Raw genomic sequence first — 18,213 nt, forward strand, 5'->3', positions numbered from 1 at the left:
TATTCAGTTTGCAGTAATTAGTAAACAGATTCCCTTAAATATAAAAGCAGTTTTCATTTTTGAAAACTGCTTTTATTATACTTAATAACGGAACACTAAAAGCGGAACACTGAATACTAAACAATTCCGTTCCATTCATTATAAAATTGTTCTAAAAACGTTTCCATAAAATTATGACGTTTTTGTGCGATTTTTTTACCTGTTTTGGTGTTCATTTTGTCTTTTAACAGTAATAATTTTTCGTAAAAATGATTAATTGTGGGTGCAGTAGAATTTTTATATGCTTCCTTTGACATTGTTAAATTTGGTAAAATTTCAGGGTTATAAATAGCTCTATTTTTAAAACCACCATAATTAAAGGTTCTTGCAATTCCAATGGCTCCAATCGCATCCAGTCTGTCGGCATCTTGAACGATTTCTAACTCTTTAGAGCTAAAGTTTTTTTCGAAATTTCCACCTTTAAATGAAATATTTTCAATTATAGCCACTACATGAGAAATGATTCCTTCTGCAACATTTTCTTTTATTAAAAAATCACGAGCTATATTTGGGCCAATGCTTTCATCACCATCGTGAAATTTACTATCGGCAATGTCGTGTAATAAAGCCGCTAATTGAACTACTTCTAAATTGCAGGTTTCTTCTTTTGCAAGTAGCAAAGCATTTTTATAAACACGCTCTATATGAAACCAATCATGACCACTTTCCGCACTTTCTAGTTGTTTTTTTACGAAGTTTTGTGTGTTTTCTAGTACTGACATTTTAGTATGGATAAAAAATTCCAAACTCTTTTGGAATTTGGAATTTAAAAAATTATTTAATTAAAGCAGGTTCTACCCATTTAAAAATTTGACCTTCTTTTGGAATGATTATTCTTTCAGAAATTTTCTTCATTCTTTCTGGTAATTTCATAAGATAATCTCTTGCTTTTTCGGCTTCAGCTGTAAGTCCGTTCATGTTTGCAATATCCCATTTCACGTTTAATTTCTCTAAGATATCAACATAATCAGCGGCAGTATACACGCCAATTCTTTGTGCTGAATCTGAAAACGCTTCAAAAGCACTACCAATTTTCTCGCCCGATTCACGTAAGAAAAGAGCAGGCATAGTAATTTTTTGCTTCATCATGTATTGAAACGCCAGCATCATTTCGCTAGGATCTACTTTAAATATTTGATTTACAAATTCGCTGTAGGCTAAATGGTGTCGCATTTCATCACCAGCAATTAAATTACACATTTTGAATAATTTTTTTTCACCGTATTTTTTCGCAATTAATGCTACTCGATTGTGAGAAACAAACGTAGCTAATTCTTGAAAACTAGTATAAACGAAGTTTTTATATGGGTCTCTTCCTGTACCGATATCAAAACCGTCGGCAATCAAATGTTGTGTGGTTTGTTCAATTTCCCGCATATTTACTCTTCCAGAAAGATATAAATATTTGTTTAACACATCACCATGACGGTTTTCTTCACCTGTCCAATGGCGTACCCATTTGCTCCATCCATTTCTTTCCACGTTATCCACACCTTCCACATCCATTAACCAAGATTCGTAGGTTGGTAAAGCTTCTTCTGTTATGGTATCTCCAACTAAAGTTACCCAAAAATCGTAAGGTAAATCTTTTGAAATTTCTCTTAATTCTTTTACTTCTTCTAAAAAATTTTCTTGATTAGAATCAGGTAATAAATCGGTTGGTTGCCATATTTTTTCTACAGGAATTAAAAATTCTTCCATAAAAGAATCAATTTTCTTTTCCAATAATTGCATGACTTCAAGTCGTATGTTCTGTATTGACATGGTTTTTAATTTATATGTTTTTTTATAGTTTTTTCTGTTTTTTCGAAAATTTCTTCAAATGAATAATCAGAAATTTTTAATGGTTCATGAATTTGAAATGTTATTTTTGTTCCTAATCCGAAAGGAAATTGTCCAAACTTGTTCATTTTCCACGAATTATTTATACTTATGGGAACAAAATAGGCATCCGGAGCAAATTTATATAACATTTTTAATCCGTTTGGTGCAAATTCTTTAGTTGTTCCTGTTTTGCTTCTCGTTCCTTCTGGAAAAATAACCATTGTACGATTCGTGTTGTTAATGTATTCTCCTGCTTTTTTTATTTCTGCTAAAGCTTGTTTTCCGTCTCTTCTATCAATTAATGCAGAACCACCAATTCTTAGATTTAAAGAAACGCTAGGAATTCCCTTTCCAAGCTCTTTTTTACTGATAAATTTCGGATGCACATTTCTTAAAAACCAAATAATTGGTATAATGTCGTGCATACTTTGATGGTTACAAACTAAAATTAAAGGTTTGTTTTTTGGTAAATTTTTTCTGCCTGTTAAGGTGTAAGTTGTACCCAGAATATGAGAAGTTCTTAATAAAAAAAAATTCAAAACTGCTACGGACATTCTATGTGCATTGTATCCAAAAACATGGTAACAAACCAATTGAATAGGGTGAAAAATTAGCAACCAAAATAAAAAAACTATTGCATAAAGTACCGATAATGGATACGAAATAATTTTTTGCATACCTTTTTTTTTTATAACGTTTTCAAAGGTACGAGTTAAAAATAAAAAAACCACCAATTAGGTGGTTTTTTTAGTATGCTTGCATAGTATTTAGCAATATTCGTTAAAAGCATCTTTTAAGTTTTCTGCAATAAGTTCTGCTGGACGGCCTTCAATATGATGGCGTTCTAACATGTGAACCAATTCGCCGTCTTTAAATAACGCCATACAAGGTGAAGAAGGTGGAAAAGGGAACATGTGTTCTCTTACTTTGTCAACCGCTTCTTTGTCAACTCCTGCAAAAACGGTTACTAAATTGCTTGGTTTTTTTGCGTTTTCTAAACTCATTTTTGCACCTGGACGAGCATTTCTGGCCGCACAACCACAAACTGAATTAACAACTACTAAAGTAGTTCCTGTTTTGGTCATAGCTTGTTCAACGGTTTCAGCTGAATATAAATCTTGAAAACCAGCATCAGATAATTCTGCACGCATCGGTTTTACCATTTCTTCTGGATACATATTTTATTTTTTAATTTGCGTTTATAAAGCACAAATTTACAAAGTTTTTGCTTCTACACATATAAACTTATCATAAAGATTTGTTATCGTGCAATAAATTTGATCAAATCTTTAAAATTGTATGTTATATTTGTAGTAATTAATTTAGTTTATGAAATATTACGTTTTATTTTTTTTAAGTCTAGCTACATTTAGTTTTGCTCAAGAACTCAAAGATGCAGAAATTGAATTGGTAAATATTAAAAGCAAACCTAAAATTGCCACTATCTTAAAAAGAGTAAACAAACAATTATTAAAAAAAACGGATACTACAAGTTTTATTTTCGATTTGCGTCAAATAAATTTAAAAAATTCGGACACAATTATTAATAGAACTGAAGACCAAATTATTAAAATTGCTAATTTCAATAGTACCTTTTCAAAAAAAAATGTGATTGAAAATAAAAACAATTGGTTTTCTAATTTTAAAGAAATTTTTAAAGTATATAATTCAGAAGAATCACCAATTGGATGGCTTTCGGGTTTTCCGATTCGTAAAAATTTAACTACTGCCGAATTAGATTTTTTGATACATCCAAATGGTTACGAATTTACCAGAGAATGGTTAGATGACGAGGAATTAGTAGTAACTTTTGAGTCAAAAGGGTTTTATAAAGGAAGTTTTATTGTGGATAAAAATTACAATTTATTACAATTAAATTATGAAACTCAAGAACCTTATCCGTTCTTTTATTCCAGTGAAGAAAATATTGGTAAAAATCATAAATTTACTTCAAATTGGATATATCAAAGAGAAAAAGTCGCTATAAATTTTGAAATTGTCAAAAATAAAATGATCTTAAAATCTTTATTTATTGAAGAAAAATTACGGGATTTTACATTTAAAAGATTTGATGAAAAGGGCGTTATTTTTACAGATGTCAATCAATTTTACACGAATATAAAATTAGTGAATAAGAAGTTTTCGGAAGAATAATTAAAAAATTCTTTTTAGTAACGCTTTGATAAACAAACGTTGTGGACACATCCAAATGACTTGTAAATCTTCCCAAAAAGAAGTTTCTTCATCTAAAAATTTGAAAATTAGCGATGCTTTTCCACTTTTAAACATATTCGAAAAAATAGTGCTTCCGTGTTGATTGGTTTGATATAAAATGTCAATTAATAATAAATCGTAATACCAAAACTTATTGATTTTGTGAAATTTGGTAAAATCATTTTCAGTTTGTAAAAACCTAACTAATTCTCTTGATTTTTTTACCGAATTTTTAAATGTATAACCCGTACTGGCTTTGCTCCATCCGCCTGCCGAACCTATATTTATTATGTTTTTGCTGTTATTTTTCCAAAAAGGAAAACAAGTCATTGGAATGTTTCCTCGTTCTTTTTCTACGATTTCATATTCGGTGATGCCTAATTTTTTAATGTAATTTTCAATTTCAGTTTCGTAAGCTTCTTTTGATAATAAATCTTTTGAAAACAACGTATATTCTAACAAAGCTTCAGTTGATGAAGTTGGCAAAATATACATAAAGCGTGTATTTCCTTTTTGTGCTATTGAAAAATCCATAAAAGTCGGACAATCTTCAGTAAAAACAACTTCTTTGCTTTTGACAAACCAACCGATAAAATGCTGCTGAACCAATGGAAATTTAGTTTGTGCGTTTACGAGTTCTGATGAATAAATGCTATTAAAAATTTGATTGCAGGTAAACGATTTAGTTTTGGTTTGAACCACACAGTTGTTGCCTGATTCTGAAAATTCAAGAACCTCATCCTGAAAAATTTCGATGTTTTTATGTTGTAAAATCGTATCAAACATCAATTTATAAAAATCAGCACTTTTTACCATTTTATATGAGTACGGAAATAATTCTAATTTATTGATGAAGTTTTCGCTTTTAAACCAAGCTTGTTGCCAATTTTTGGTGGTAATTCCGTTAAATAAATTTTCAGAATCCCAAAAACACCACGTTCTGTCGTTTTTGTTTTTCGTATCGGAATCTAGCAACAGTATTTTTTTATCCGAGAATCTGCCAGATTGAATCATTTCAAAAAGGGTCAATAATGCAGATAAACCGTTTCCGGTAAATATGTAATGATAGTGTTTCATTTGTTACATTCTGAAAGAAAAACCAAAAGCAGCGTAATAGCTTGGTGCATTTTTAGTAACTCCGAATCCTGATGACAAATCTAACATAAAATTATCATTAATCAAATAGGTTATTCCTCCATCAATAGAATGATTTGATGTAGTATTTTCAGGTAAAAAGCCAAAAACTTCAATATAACTTCCTATTTTTTCCGAAATAGAATAACCTGTTGCAATGGTATAAATAAATGTAGCTTCGGGCGAGTTTCCGTCCCATTCGCTTCCTAAATTATAACTAAATGACATTTTTTCTGAAAAGGTGTGTTGCATTACAAATCGAAATTCGGCCGCTGTAAATTCATTTTTATATTTTGAAGACGCCACATTTGGAAGTCCAACGTGTCCTATAAATGAAGTTTTAGGAAAAATTCCTTTTTCTTCAGCAATTTTAATTTTACAACCAACAAGCACCGGGTTTAATCCTGAAATTTCTGAGTCCAAATTGTTGTCGATTAAAAATTCAGTGATTAATCGCAATTCAAAATTATCGTTGACTCCATATTTCCACAAAGAAGACGGCAAAGTCAAGGTCTTACTATTGGCGTTATTTTTTTGAAAACTGAATCCATTTTCCACTTGAAACATTTTCTTTGGAACTAAATAGGGCGTTTCTGTTTGGTCGGGTCTATCCGTTTGTATGGGTTCAATTTCTTGACTAAACGCTAAAAAAGGAATCCAAATTAGTAATAGTATGATTTTTTCATATATATTTTTTAGGCAAATCTAAAAATATTTTTTTAAATCCGTAAATTTATTTTACATTTGCTTTTCAAATATACAAAATGACCACTTCTGAAGAAAATTATTTGAAAGTTATTTATCATTTATCAAACCTTACCCCAAAAGGGGTGAACACGAATGCTATTGCTGCAATGTTAGATACAAAAGCGTCGTCTGTAACAGATATGCTTAAAAAATTATCTGAAAAAGATTGGATACATTATCAAAAATACCAAGGCGTTTCATTAACGGATAAAGGGAAATTTAATGCCAAAATAATTGTTAGAAAACACCGTTTATGGGAAGTTTTTTTAGTTGAAAAGCTAGGTTTTGCTTGGGATGAGGTGCACGAAGTTGCGGAAGAGTTAGAACACATTCAGTCCGAAAAATTAATCAATCAATTGGATCAGTTTTTAAATTTCCCAAGTTTTGATCCGCACGGCGATCCTATTCCGAATGCAAAAGGTGAAATAATAAAGATAGAAAAGCAATTGGTTTCTGAAATTGAAGTTGGTAAAACCATCACTTGTGTGGGCGTGAAAGATACTTCTGTGGATTTTTTACAATATTTAAACAAACAGAACATTTCGTTAGGTACAAAAATGAAAGTGTTAGAAAAAGAACCTTTCGATGGAACACTTAAAATTGAAATTAACAATAGCGTTTTGGTCATATCGGATAAAATTGCTAATAATTTATATGTAAAATAATAACGACACCGATTTTAGAAATTTTTAAAATTTTAATGATTTCTAAAATCTGTGTTTTAATAAAAAATTAAATGTACGACGATTTAATAAAATATTTAGAAGGAATTGACCCAATATTAGCTGCTTTTTATGCTACTATGTTTACGTGGTTGGTTACTGCTGCTGGGGCTTCCTTGGTCTTCTTTTTTAAAACTATGAATCGTGCTGTTTTAGATGGAATGTTGGGTTTTACAGGCGGTGTAATGGTGGCTGCAAGTTATTGGAGTTTATTAGCACCAGCTATAGAAATGAGTGAAGGCGAAGGTTTTACAAAAGTAATTCCCGCTGCAACTGGCTTTTTAATGGGTGCTTTGTTTTTATTTGCCTTAGATAAAACATTACCACATTTGCATATTAATTTTAAAGAAACAGAAGGGATAAAATCGCCTTGGCAACGAACTACTTTATTAGTGTTGGCCATAACACTTCACAATATTCCAGAAGGCTTGGCTGTTGGAGTATTGTTTGGTGGGGTAGCGGCTGGAATTCCAGAAGCATCTATTGCTGGTGCCGTTACGTTGGCAATAGGTATTGGAATTCAAAATTTTCCGGAAGGAATTGCCGTTTCTATGCCTTTACGAAGAATGGGAATGAGTCGTAGAAAAAGTTTTATGTACGGACAATCTTCTGCTATAGTGGAACCTATTGCCGGTGTTTTAGGAGCGGTTGCGGTTACTTTTTTCACGCCAATTTTGCCTTATGCCTTAGCTTTTGCTGCTGGTGCGATGATTTTCGTAGTCGTAGAAGAAGTGATACCTGAAACCCAACAAGATAACAATACCGATATTGCTACCTTAGGATTTATTGCAGGATTTATTGTAATGATGAGCTTAGATGTGGCTTTGGGTTAATAATTTAATATTAATAATTTATTCAAATTACTTACAATCGCAATTGTCTCCACAACTTTTTTTGTTTGCTTTTTTCTTCCAAAAGAATTTTCTAACCAGAAATCCTACGGCTAAACCTAAACAGATGTATGTTAAAATATCTTGTAAATTCATAAATTTTAATTTTATTAATTTTTAAGTTAACAACACGGATTATTAAAATTAAATAAATTTCTACAATCTGTGTTTAAAAAAAGTTCAATATTAACTTTTTCACAACAAATTAAATGAAACCTATATGCCTATGTGTTTAAAAAATCTATTTTAGTGTTTGATAAGCAATTAGTGCTACCACATAAGCAAATCCGCTCATAAAAACCAGCTGAATAATTGGCCATTTCCATGAGTTGGTTTCTTTTTTAACTATAGCAAGCGTACTTACACATTGCATCGCAAAAGCATAAAATAAAAGTAATGAAATTCCGGTTGCAAAATTGAAAATTTTATTACCATTTGCATCTACATCTTCAGCCATTTTCATTTTAATAGTGGCTTCTTCTTTACTTTGATTTCCTACACTGTATATGGTAGCAAGTGTTCCAACAAATACTTCTCTTGCAGCAAATGAACTTACTACTGCAATTCCAATTTTCCAATCGTAACCTAATGGTTTTATGGCTGGCTCAATGGTTTTTCCTATAATACCAATATAAGAATTTTCCAATTTGTAGGCAGAAATATTATTTTCAATTACAGATGAATTTTTCTTTTCTGGGTCAGCAAACGCTTGCTTTTCAACAATTTCTTTAGCATTATCAAAATTTTCTCCAGGCCCGTGTGACCCTAAAAACCATAGGACTATTGATAAAGCTAAAATTATTTTTCCAGCTCCAGTTACAAACGCTTTGGTTTTTTCTATAACATTTAAGGCTACATTTTTAATTTGTGGAACTTTATAACTTGGCATTTCTACCACAAAATACGATTTACACTTTAATTTCAGGGCTTTGTTTAATATATATGCCGATCCAATTGCTACAATAAAAGCCAATAAATATAATGCCATTAAGGTTAAACCTTGTAAACTGAAACCTAAAAATCGTTTTTCTGGAATTATTAATGAAATTAAAATGGCGTAAACGGGTAATCGTGCAGAACAAGTAATAAAAGGTGTGATTAAAATTGTAATTAAACGTTCTTTCCAGTTTTCAATATTTCGAGCACTCATTATGGCAGGAATAGCACAAGCCGTTCCAGAAATTAAAGGCACAATACTTTTTCCAGACAAGCCGAATTTTCGCATAATTTTATCCATCAAAAATAAGACACGACTCATATAACCGCTTTCTTCTAAAACAGAAATAAACAGGAACAAAAAGGCAATTTGTGGAATAAAAATGATAATGCCTCCAATTCCAGGAATGATTCCGTCAGAAAGTAAATCTGTAAATTTTCCTTTCGGAAGATTCTCTTTAGTTAAAGCACTAAATTTTGAAAAAGTAGTATCTATAAAATCCATTGGAATGCTACTCCAATCGAAAATAGATTGAAAAATAAGTAATAATATTCCAAAGAAAATTAAATACCCAAAGACTTTGTGTGTCAAAATATTATCCAACTTACTTTGAAAATCTGTTGCTTTAGATTTGTCAATTTTTTGGGTAATCTTCAACGTATCATTAATAAATTGATACCTTTTTATGGTTTCTTTTTGTTGTAGTTTTTTTAAATCAGAGTGCGATCGGGTAAAGTTGTTTTCTATTGCGTTTCGTTCTAAATTTAGGAAGTTTACATCTTGCGTAATTACCAGCCATAATTTATAAAGTAACTGATTTGGAAATGCTTTTTTAAGACGATTAAAATATTCTATATCAATAGAACTCGAATTTAAACAAGCTTCTGTAGAAAGATTTTTGTAATTTAATATTAATTCTTTTATATACTCAATTCCAATATTTTTTCTGGAACTTATTAAGGCAATTTTGGTTTTTAATTCTGTTTCAAGCAACGGAATGTTTAGTTCAATTCCTTTTTGTTTCATTCGGTCACTCATATTAATTATAAGTAACGTTGGAATTTCCAAATCCTTTATTTGTGTAAAAAGCAATAAATTTCTCTTCAAGTTTTCCACTTCAGTAACCACAACAGCCACATCTGGAAAATCTTCATCATTTTTATTTAATAGCAGTTCAATTACTACATTTTCATCAATAGAATTGGCATTTAAACTATACGTTCCTGGTAAATCTAAAATTTTGGCTCTCGTAACTTGGTTAAGTTTACAAATCCCCATCTTTTTATCCACGGTAATTCCTGGATAATTTCCCACTTGCTGATTCAATCCTGTTAACTGGTTAAAAACAGAAGTTTTACCCACATTTGGATTCCCAATTAACGCAACTTTTATGGTTTTAGAATTCATTTTATTGTATTGATTCGGGTAGAATATAGATTTCTTGAGCTATTTTTTTTCTAATCGCCACTTTAGCATCGTTTATATTAAAAAATAAAGGATCTCCCATTGGCGCCACCTGAATTAATTGGATAGTATTACCAGGCAAACAACCCATTTCAATAAGTTTTAATGGAATTTCATCAATATTAATATCCGAAATTTGAGCCATTTGTCCCTTTTTTAATACACTAGCATTACTATTTTTCACAAACTTATTTAGATTGAATTAAAATACAAAGGTAACTATTTCTAAAAACAAAAACCTAACAAATGTCATGTTTTACTGTCGAATTATTATTCGTATATTCGTACCTCTATTTTAAAAGAAATAAATGAGCAGAACATTAGTCATTGGCGACATACACGGCGGATTAAAAGCAGTAATTCAAGTACTACAAAAAGCAGCAATACAACCCGACGATATTTTAATTTTTTTGGGAGATTATGTGGACGGTTGGAGCGAATCGCCAGGTGTTTTGGATTTTTTAATTGCCTTATCGGAACAACAAAAATGTATTTTCATAAAAGGCAATCATGATGAATTGCTTTTGGATTGGTTAGAAAACAGACATGAAAATTTAAACGAAAAAGTATGGTTTAAACACGGAGGAAAAGCTACTGTTGACGCCTACAATACTGTTTCTGAAGCAACAAAACAAAAACACATTACCTTTTTAAAATTATTACGAAATTATTATTTAGATACTGAAAACAGATTGTTTATTCATGCTGGATTTACTAATATGAATGGTGTTTCACAAGAATTTTTTCCAAAATTAATGTATTGGGACAGAACATTATGGGAAGTGGCTTTATGTTTAGATGAAAAAATAGATAAAAGTTCTCCAATATATCCAAAAAGACTGAAAATTTATTCTGAAATATTTATTGGACATACACCTATTTCCAAAACTAAAATAGTGGCGCCACTTTGTAAAAACTCGGTTTGGAATTTAGATACGGGAGCTGGTTTTTTTGGAGTGCTAACTATAATGGATGTCGTTTCTAAAGCCTTTTGGCAAAGTGATGGATTGCCTGAGCTATATCCGAATGAAATAGGAAGAAATTAATACTTACATTTACCCAAAATTAAGATAAAATAACAGCCATAAAAATAGAAATAATGAGTGTAATTGAAAGAAAATTAAAAGACAGAAGCGAATCAAAATGTGAAATTAGTGGTGCCGAATTGGATTTAGTGGTGTACACGTTACCACCTTATACCGAAGAGAGTTTAGCACACTCGGTTTTGTTGGTCAAACATTTAAAAGATCAAGTCGAAAACCCAGACACAATGAATTCAAATGATTGGAGAGGTTTGTCTGATAGTATGTGGAACGAAAATTTACCGGTACAAATTTTATCTTGGCGCATGTTAGCACGTTTAAAAAATATCGATACTTTAGAAATGATGTATTTAGATGAAGAAGCATTAGAATGGGCGAAAGCAACAGGCGAAGGAGAAGAGGAAGACGAAAATAAAATTGTTCATAAAGACAGCAACGGCGCCATTTTAAAAGATGGAGATTCGGTGGTTTTAATTAAAGATTTAGATGTTAAAGGCGCTACGTTTACAGCAAAACGAGGAGCAGCAGTTCACAATATAAAAGTGGTTTGGGACGATGCCAACTTAATTGAAGGCAGAGTAGAAAACCAACATATTTTTATTTTAACGCAGTATGTGAAGAAAACGAAGTAATTAGCCAATGTGAAAATTGGTCAATGTGTCAATTATCAAAAATCCTGTAAATACCAAATTTGCAGGGTTATATTTATTAAATAAAAGAAAAGTGTAGATTGATTTTAGAAATCAAACAATTCTTTAATATCAACACTCAATGATATAGCAATTGTTTTTATATTTGAAAGAGAAGTGTTTACAACACCACGTTCTATTCTGCTAATTACAGAAACATCCACATCACAATCAATCGCAAGTTGTGCTTGTGTAATATTTTTCTGAATTCTAACTTTTTTAAGGTTAAAACCAAAATCCTCTAAAAATTTTGTATTTACTTTTTTACGCACATACAAAATTTGCCCCATAATATAAATATTTTATAGGAGTTATTGTCCTATATTAAATTTTTTTATTAATTTTATTTAAATATTTTTATTAACTTTAATTTTTAAATTATGAAAAACCCCAAAATCAAATTGAAAAACATCCTATTGTTATTTGCAACGCTGGTGCTAGCAAGTTGTAGTGAAGAAGTGCATGATCATGAAGAATCAAATGGACCTTCTAACATTAAAAGAGAAAAAGTAAACTTTAAAGAGTTTAGTGAAAACGAAAATGCTTTTGCTGTTTACAAAAATCTTAAATCAACGTCATCAAAAACTCAAAGTAATTCAAAAACCGTTAATTTAGATTCTTTAGATTTTGAAGTTAATTTTAATAATGGATTGCATTTAAGTTATGCAAATTTAGAAAGTTATACCTTTCCAATTAGAAGAACGTTTAATAATGGATTACTTGAGAATTTAGTTATTAATGAACATACTGATGGAAAATATTATGCTAAATTATTAAAATATAACCTAACTGCACAAGAAAGGATTAATTTATCAAATGGTGTATTATTAGGATTACAAAACCCAATTATAACTGAAGAACTTGGTGAATACGAATTTGAAAATCAAATTCAAAGTACTGGTTGTGGTTCCATAACTATAACAGTAATTACCGCATGTGCAAATGGACACACTATTAGATCACAATGTAATTTAACTGGTTCTGCAGCACCACAAATTAAAACAATAACAATAGCTATTGATTGTAATGATAGCCCTAACGGAGGTGGAGGAGATGGCTCCGCTGGTTATTATGGTAATCCATTTAATAATGGAGGTAGCAGTGCAGGCGGCGGCGGAAGCGGCGGAAGCGGATATATTACGCCAAGTTTCCCAAATAATTTGACACCAACAGATTTATACCAAAACGGAATAAGTGAGCCTGTTTTAGATATTGGATATGAAAACAAACCGATTGATGTGTTTTTTGCAAATTTAACATACGAACAACAACAATGGGTATATGTGCAATCTGAAGTAACCAAGCAAAGAATCAAAGATTATCTGGCTGCAAATAGTTATTCTGTTGGAAGTGAAAAGTTTATTGAGGATGTTATAGATTTATCTATTGATTTAGATATGGATGTAATGGAAGTATGGATTGATAAATATGATCAATTTATTAATGGTATGTCAGTATCAGAAAAGGCAATTTATGATGATTTATTCATTACAAGAAAACTATCTTATATTGCAGCAGCATATAAAGCAAATGATAAAGCAAACGAATTATATCCTAATAGTTTGTATAATGGTAAAGGTGACGCTTACAGGCACACTCTGTGGAATGCATTAACCACATTATTAATAGGTAGTGATTTTCTAACCAATTAACTAGTGCACATGAAGAAAAACCTTTTGATTATCAATATCATTACAAAGAAAAAGATATGGATTTGTTTAACAATCAAAAAGGAAGAAATATTGCAGGAAATTCAAATTTACTAACTGTATACGAAAACGTTCAAACTCAGCTAAATACTGGTTTTTTAATGTATTTGAATAATTTAGCAACAACTACAAACAGAGCGACTCAAAACTCAATTTTGACACCTACAAATCAATAAATTATGAAAAAATTAATATTAATTTTGTTTTGTATGATTTTGCTAATTTCTTGTAATGAATATAACAATAAAATAGTAATAATTAATGACTCTACTAATTTAATAGATAGTATTATATTAGTATCTAAATTGGACTGCGAACCAATGAAATTTAAAAATATTGAATCTGGTTCAAAAATTGATACAATTTTAAAAACTTGTGACAAAGAAGGTGGAGATGGTTGTTACCAAGCTTCTTTGTATTCTAAAGGTAATATAATTAAAAAATCTTTTGGTTATTATACAAACGGAGAACCATTTTTTAGTCTAATAAATCTACAATACACAAAACAAAATGATTTAAAAGTAGATTTTCATTAATGAAAAATCGTTATGGGACATTTTATATAATCACATAGCGTTTGTATTTATGAGATTTAAAACCCTGCAAACACTTTTTTTGCAGGGTTTAAAATTTATTGAATATTTTTTTGTACTTTCCACAAAAATTTTAAACCTTTTTGTGATTTAATAGTCTAATTTTGAATATGTTAATTATAGAATATGGAAAAAAAATATTCGAGAAGAAATCTTTTTAAAAAAGTATTCCTTCGAAGAGAAGAAAGTCAAGATCCTCTTTTTGAAAAATATAAAAGAAAAAACTACGGTTTAAGAAGGTACCAATCTATTGACGCAAATGCGGAGACCAATAGAATAGGTAACATCACAAGCGGTTTAACTCCATATGCTGGTGCTTGGAATACGGCTTCGGTTTTACATTTATTACGAAGAACACAATTTGGCTTTAAATTTTCAGACGTTGGCCCTTTTTTACAAGCGGGTTTTAATTCGAGTGTTAATTCACTATTAACAGTCCCAAATACACAACCAAATCCACCAGTTAATTACTATCAGAATATTTTTGCTGATGAGGGAAATATTCCATACGGGAGTAACTGGACACAACACGCCTTTAATTCAACAAGTATTGGAAATACTACAAATATTTACAGGATAAATAGCGTTGCTTCATGGAATTTGGGCTTGGCATTAAACCAATCTTTAAATATTAGAGAAAAAATGACTTGGTTTTGGTATCATTTCATTCCAGTTGATTTTAATACTGTTAGACTTTCTCAAAATACCTATTGTAATACAAATTCAGCAAGAATATCTCACGAATACATTCAAAATTTTAGAACCAATGGTTTAGGCAATTTTAAAACTTTAATACGAAATGTTGCAACACAACCTGCGATGATGTATTATCTAAATAATCAAGCCAATACCAGTATTGCGCCTGATGAAAACTTTGCTCGAGAAATAATGGAGCTTTTTACGCTTGGAAAAGATCCATTGAGTCAGTTTACAGAAGCTGATGTGGTGGCAGCAGCAAAAATTCTTACGGGTTGGCGTGTTCAAAATTTAAATGCACATCCAACTACAACAAGCTTTGTTTCAACGCAACACAATACGAGTACAAAACAATTTTCAGCTTTTTTTAATAATACTACAATTACAAATAATGGTAGCGCAGAATTAGATGCATTTATCGATATGATATTTTCTAAATCGCAAGTCGTATCTGAATATATTTGTAGAAGACTGTATCGTTATTTTGTTTATTATGACATTGATGCCAATATAGAAGCGAATGTTATTGTGCCATTAGCCCAACATTTTGTTGCGAATAATTGGGAAATCGCCCCTGTTTTAGATAAATTATTTAAAAGTCAGCATTTTTATGATATGGCAAATTATGGTGTTTTTATCAAATCACCTTTCGATTTAGTTATTGGTTCGCTTCGTACTTTTAATATCAATTATAACGTAACTGATCAAACAAATTATTATGCGCAATATTCTGTTTGGAGTGCCATAAGCAGTCGTTATTTACTAACCATGGATCAAACAATGGGAGCCATTCCAAATGTTGCAGGATGGCCAGCCTATTATCAAAATCCAAATTTCCATGAATATTGGATTAATTCTAATACGGTACAAAAAAGAGCTGCATTTATTGATGCCATTTTTAATGGTTTCAATTTAACTTATAGTGGGTTAACAACCCGAATTGAAGTAGATGTTATTGCATGGGTTTCTCAGTTTGCACCCGCAGTAATTTCTGATCCAGACTTATTAGTAAACGAATGTGTAAAATATTTACTTCCTATTGATTTAAGCAGTTCTGTAAAAAACAATTTGAAAGTGCAGAATTTATTATCAAATCAAGTAGAAAATTATTACTGGTCAGGTGCATGGAGTAATTATGTTAACAATCCAACAAATGCGGGTAATATCAGTATCGTAAAAACAAGATTAAAAAGTTTGTTACTTGCTATTACGCAACTTTCAGAATATCAACTAATGTAATTGTTTATGAAAAGAAGAAATTTTATAAAAACGACTGCTTTAGCAACAACGCCACTTTTATTTAATGGTATTCCTGTTATGGCTTCTTCGGAAGTTGATAGTGTAACATTAGAAAAAATGGCGCTTTCTGCCATAAACTGCGGTAAAATATTAGTTATTATTCAGCAAAATGGTGGTAATGATGGGCTAAATACGGTTTTTCCATTAGACAAATGGAGTAATTTAGTTAATGCGCGTTCTAATATATTAATGCCAGAAAGTAGCGTGTTAACTTTAAATAACAATGCTACTACTGGATTACATCCTGCTATGACAGAGATGAAAAATCTGTACAATAATGGAAAAATGATGATTGTGCAGGGGGTATCGTATCCCAATCCAAATTATAGTCATTTTAGAGCAACTGATATATGGTTTACGGCATCTGGAAGTAATCAAAATTTAAATAGCGGCTGGCTTGGTAGAGCATTAGATGTCAAATATCCAAATTATCCAATGGATTATCCTTCGCCTGAAATGCCGCATCCTTTAGCCATACAAATTGGGTCAACGTTGCCTTTTTCATTGCAAGGACCAAATATGAATATGGGTTATAGTGCTCCAGATCCAAATGCGTTACTTAATGTTATTAATGGTATTACAGACCCTTCGCCAAATTCAGATTATGGTCACGAACTTACTTTTCTTCGATTAATGAAAGACCAAAGTAATGTGTATAGAAATGTGATTCAAACCGCTTATAATTTTGCATTAAACTCGGGAGTTACCTATCCAACAAGCAACAAATTGGCCGACCAGTTAAAAATTGTTGCCAAACTTATTAATGGAGGTTTACAAACGCCAGTTTATATTGTCAATCACCCTAATACCCATGACACACACGAAAATCAGGTAGATACTAATGATAAAACGCAAGGTTCTCAAGCTATAAATTTGACTTTGTTGTCTCAAGCTATTGGTGCGTTTCAACAAGAAATTACCTATATGGGTAAAGATAATGATGTTACCGGAATGACGTTTAGTGAGTTTGGTAGAAGAATTAAAAGTAACGCAAGCAAAGGAACAGACCACGGTTCGGCAGCACCAGTTATTTTCTTTGGTGGCGCACTAAACACCAGCCCTAATGAAGTGGCAAATACGACGCACCCAATTCCTGGAATGATAGGAACTTCTCCTGTTTTACCAACAAATGCTGCGGTAAATGATCAAATTCCAATGCAGTTTGATTACAGACAAATTTATACCACCGTGATGCAAGATTGGTTGTGTATGTCTGAAACTGAAGCCGCAGAAGTTTTGGGAGGTAATTATGTAAAATTACCCATATTTGATGCTACGTTAAGTGATAGTATCAATTTTGAAGATGAAAATAATCAAGGTGTCCTTTTGTATCCAAACCCATCTAAAGACGGAATTTTAAAGGTTTTGTTTTCAGATACCGTAAATACTAACGTGCAATTTACTGTGTTTTCAGTTAATGGAAGTTTAATTTACAATACTGTAGAATTTATTTTAGAAAATAACAGCACCTTATATTATCAAAATTTATCTTCTGGAATGTACATAATATCCATTGAATGGAACAGAAAAAAAGTATTTAAGAAATTTATTATTGAATAATTAGGGTTTGATTTATTGTTGTATAAAGACAAAATTAATATTATAATAATTTTTATCCACGGATTTAAAGTATTTAACGCATTTAATCTGTTCTAATACTTAATATCCGTGACTATTTTTTTTAAAACTTTATAAAATTATAATCGAAGAAAATATTAATAATTATTGCTTTAGTTTGTACTATAGAATTTTTAACGATGTATTACTCACAATCAAATTTAAATTCCTCTATAAATTCTCAAAAAAATTCCCCTTTCGATTCCGATTTGTTAAATTCTGATTTTAATTTATAATATTTATCGAAATTATAATTCCAACCTCCGTAAATGTAACCTTTATTAATATTAGTTTTAAAAAATACTAAACAGTAAAGAAAGCCTTTATATTCATACCACCTAATTTTCTCAATAGCATTTTCATTGTATCCTCCAAATGATACATCTAAATATCTTCCCTTGCTTTCAACTAATTTAACTAAATCATCACAGGTTAATTTTGTGTCAGTTGTTTTTGTTTCTTGAGGATTAGAACGACTTTTGTATCCATAATAAGATTGACCCTGAGAAAAAAAGGATAAGAGAATAATTAAATTAAATAGTTTTTTCATAAAAGGTCTTCTGTAATATTTATTTCTAAAATTACTCTGTCATTAA

At 30.7% G+C, this 18,213-nt stretch carries 21 protein-coding genes; 10 read left to right on the plus strand and 11 right to left on the minus strand.

What is annotated here, in order from left to right:
• Positions 1 to 116: 116 nt before the first annotated feature.
• The 4 genes from ABWP78_RS00790 to ABWP78_RS00805 form a co-directional block, all read right to left on the minus strand.
• Positions 117 to 761, minus strand: coding sequence for an HD domain-containing protein (locus ABWP78_RS00790; protein ID WP_353167933.1), 645 nt, complete (start codon positions 759 to 761; stop codon positions 117 to 119).
• 52 nt (positions 762 to 813) lie between these two features.
• On the minus strand, positions 814 to 1,803 hold the full coding sequence (locus tag ABWP78_RS00795; RefSeq protein ID WP_353167936.1) for an acyl-ACP desaturase: 990 nt from the start codon (positions 1,801 to 1,803) through the stop codon (positions 814 to 816).
• 5 nt (positions 1,804 to 1,808) lie between these two features.
• Positions 1,809 to 2,540, minus strand: coding sequence for a lysophospholipid acyltransferase family protein (locus ABWP78_RS00800; RefSeq protein ID WP_353167939.1), 732 nt, complete (start codon positions 2,538 to 2,540; stop codon positions 1,809 to 1,811).
• Between the two features lie 90 nt (positions 2,541 to 2,630).
• On the minus strand, positions 2,631 to 3,041 hold the full coding sequence (locus ABWP78_RS00805; RefSeq protein WP_353167941.1) for a BrxA/BrxB family bacilliredoxin: 411 nt from the start codon (positions 3,039 to 3,041) through the stop codon (positions 2,631 to 2,633).
• A gap of 151 nt (positions 3,042 to 3,192) precedes the next feature.
• On the opposite strand from ABWP78_RS00805, the gene ABWP78_RS00810 reads away from it, so the two are divergent.
• The gene (locus ABWP78_RS00810; protein ID WP_353167944.1) at positions 3,193 to 4,017 is read left to right on the plus strand and encodes a hypothetical protein; all 825 of its coding nucleotides are present in this window, start codon (positions 3,193 to 3,195) and stop codon (positions 4,015 to 4,017) included.
• On the opposite strand, the gene ABWP78_RS00815 is transcribed toward ABWP78_RS00810, so the two are convergent.
• Positions 4,018 to 5,154 carry a lycopene cyclase family protein gene (locus ABWP78_RS00815; protein WP_353167946.1) on the minus strand — a complete coding sequence of 379 codons (1,137 nt, stop codon included), beginning with the start codon at positions 5,152 to 5,154 and terminating at the stop codon, positions 4,018 to 4,020.
• 3 nt (positions 5,155 to 5,157) lie between these two features.
• Positions 5,158 to 5,916, minus strand: a complete 759-nt coding sequence (locus ABWP78_RS00820; RefSeq protein ID WP_353168102.1) for a transporter — start codon at positions 5,914 to 5,916, stop codon at positions 5,158 to 5,160.
• A gap of 59 nt (positions 5,917 to 5,975) precedes the next feature.
• On the opposite strand from ABWP78_RS00820, the gene ABWP78_RS00825 reads away from it, so the two are divergent.
• Positions 5,976 to 6,623, plus strand: a complete 648-nt coding sequence (locus tag ABWP78_RS00825) for a metal-dependent transcriptional regulator (protein WP_353167949.1) — start codon at positions 5,976 to 5,978, stop codon at positions 6,621 to 6,623.
• Between the two features lie 71 nt (positions 6,624 to 6,694).
• Positions 6,695 to 7,513 (plus strand): ZIP family metal transporter, encoded by an 819-nt coding sequence (locus ABWP78_RS00830; RefSeq protein ID WP_353167951.1) that lies wholly within the window; start codon positions 6,695 to 6,697, stop codon positions 7,511 to 7,513.
• Between the two features lie 27 nt (positions 7,514 to 7,540).
• Here the strand turns inward: ABWP78_RS00830 and ABWP78_RS00835 are convergent, their stop codons facing one another.
• From ABWP78_RS00835 to ABWP78_RS00845, 3 genes are all read right to left on the minus strand, one after another.
• Entirely contained in the window at positions 7,541 to 7,666 is a 126-nt protein-coding gene (locus ABWP78_RS00835; protein WP_353167954.1) for a FeoB-associated Cys-rich membrane protein, read from the minus strand.
• Positions 7,667 to 7,811: 145 nt separating this feature from the next.
• Complete coding sequence (feoB, locus tag ABWP78_RS00840; protein WP_353167956.1) at positions 7,812 to 9,914, minus strand: ferrous iron transport protein B; 2,103 nt, start codon at positions 9,912 to 9,914, stop codon at positions 7,812 to 7,814.
• 1 nt (position 9,915) lies between these two features.
• Entirely contained in the window at positions 9,916 to 10,155 is a 240-nt protein-coding gene (locus ABWP78_RS00845) for a FeoA family protein (RefSeq protein ID WP_353167959.1), read from the minus strand.
• 124 nt (positions 10,156 to 10,279) lie between these two features.
• Between ABWP78_RS00845 and ABWP78_RS00850 the strand changes: the two genes are divergently transcribed.
• Positions 10,280 to 11,017, plus strand: a complete 738-nt coding sequence (locus tag ABWP78_RS00850; RefSeq protein ID WP_353167961.1) for a metallophosphoesterase — start codon at positions 10,280 to 10,282, stop codon at positions 11,015 to 11,017.
• Between the two features lie 53 nt (positions 11,018 to 11,070).
• Positions 11,071 to 11,646 carry a PhnA domain-containing protein gene (locus tag ABWP78_RS00855; protein ID WP_353167964.1) on the plus strand — a complete coding sequence of 192 codons (576 nt, stop codon included), beginning with the start codon at positions 11,071 to 11,073 and terminating at the stop codon, positions 11,644 to 11,646.
• A gap of 104 nt (positions 11,647 to 11,750) precedes the next feature.
• Here ABWP78_RS00855 and ABWP78_RS00860 read toward each other — a convergent pair whose 3' ends face one another.
• Entirely contained in the window at positions 11,751 to 11,993 is a 243-nt protein-coding gene (locus ABWP78_RS00860; RefSeq protein ID WP_353167966.1) for a helix-turn-helix domain-containing protein, read from the minus strand.
• A gap of 111 nt (positions 11,994 to 12,104) precedes the next feature.
• Between ABWP78_RS00860 and ABWP78_RS00865 the strand changes: the two genes are divergently transcribed.
• From ABWP78_RS00865 to ABWP78_RS00885, 5 genes are all read left to right on the plus strand, one after another.
• Positions 12,105 to 13,355, plus strand: a complete 1,251-nt coding sequence (locus ABWP78_RS00865; protein ID WP_353167968.1) for a DUF6973 domain-containing protein — start codon at positions 12,105 to 12,107, stop codon at positions 13,353 to 13,355.
• Between the two features lie 56 nt (positions 13,356 to 13,411).
• A complete protein-coding gene (locus tag ABWP78_RS00870) occupies positions 13,412 to 13,588 on the plus strand; it encodes a hypothetical protein (protein WP_353167970.1) in 177 nt (58 codons plus the stop codon).
• 3 nt (positions 13,589 to 13,591) lie between these two features.
• Positions 13,592 to 13,948 carry a hypothetical protein gene (locus tag ABWP78_RS00875; protein ID WP_353167971.1) on the plus strand — a complete coding sequence of 119 codons (357 nt, stop codon included), beginning with the start codon at positions 13,592 to 13,594 and terminating at the stop codon, positions 13,946 to 13,948.
• Positions 13,949 to 14,131: 183 nt separating this feature from the next.
• Positions 14,132 to 15,940, plus strand: coding sequence for a DUF1800 domain-containing protein (locus tag ABWP78_RS00880; protein WP_353167974.1), 1,809 nt, complete (start codon positions 14,132 to 14,134; stop codon positions 15,938 to 15,940).
• A 6-nt stretch (positions 15,941 to 15,946) separates the two neighbouring features.
• Entirely contained in the window at positions 15,947 to 17,560 is a 1,614-nt protein-coding gene (locus ABWP78_RS00885) for a T9SS type A sorting domain-containing protein (protein WP_353167977.1), read from the plus strand.
• A 238-nt stretch (positions 17,561 to 17,798) separates the two neighbouring features.
• Here ABWP78_RS00885 and ABWP78_RS00890 read toward each other — a convergent pair whose 3' ends face one another.
• Positions 17,799 to 18,167: a hypothetical protein gene (locus tag ABWP78_RS00890; protein WP_353167978.1), complete on the minus strand. Its 369-nt coding sequence runs from the start codon at positions 18,165 to 18,167 to the stop codon at positions 17,799 to 17,801.
• Between the last annotated feature and the right edge of the window lie 46 nt (positions 18,168 to 18,213).

The organism is Flavobacterium sp., assembly GCF_040402955.1.
In the GTDB taxonomy this organism is placed as follows: domain Bacteria; phylum Bacteroidota; class Bacteroidia; order Flavobacteriales; family Flavobacteriaceae; genus Flavobacterium.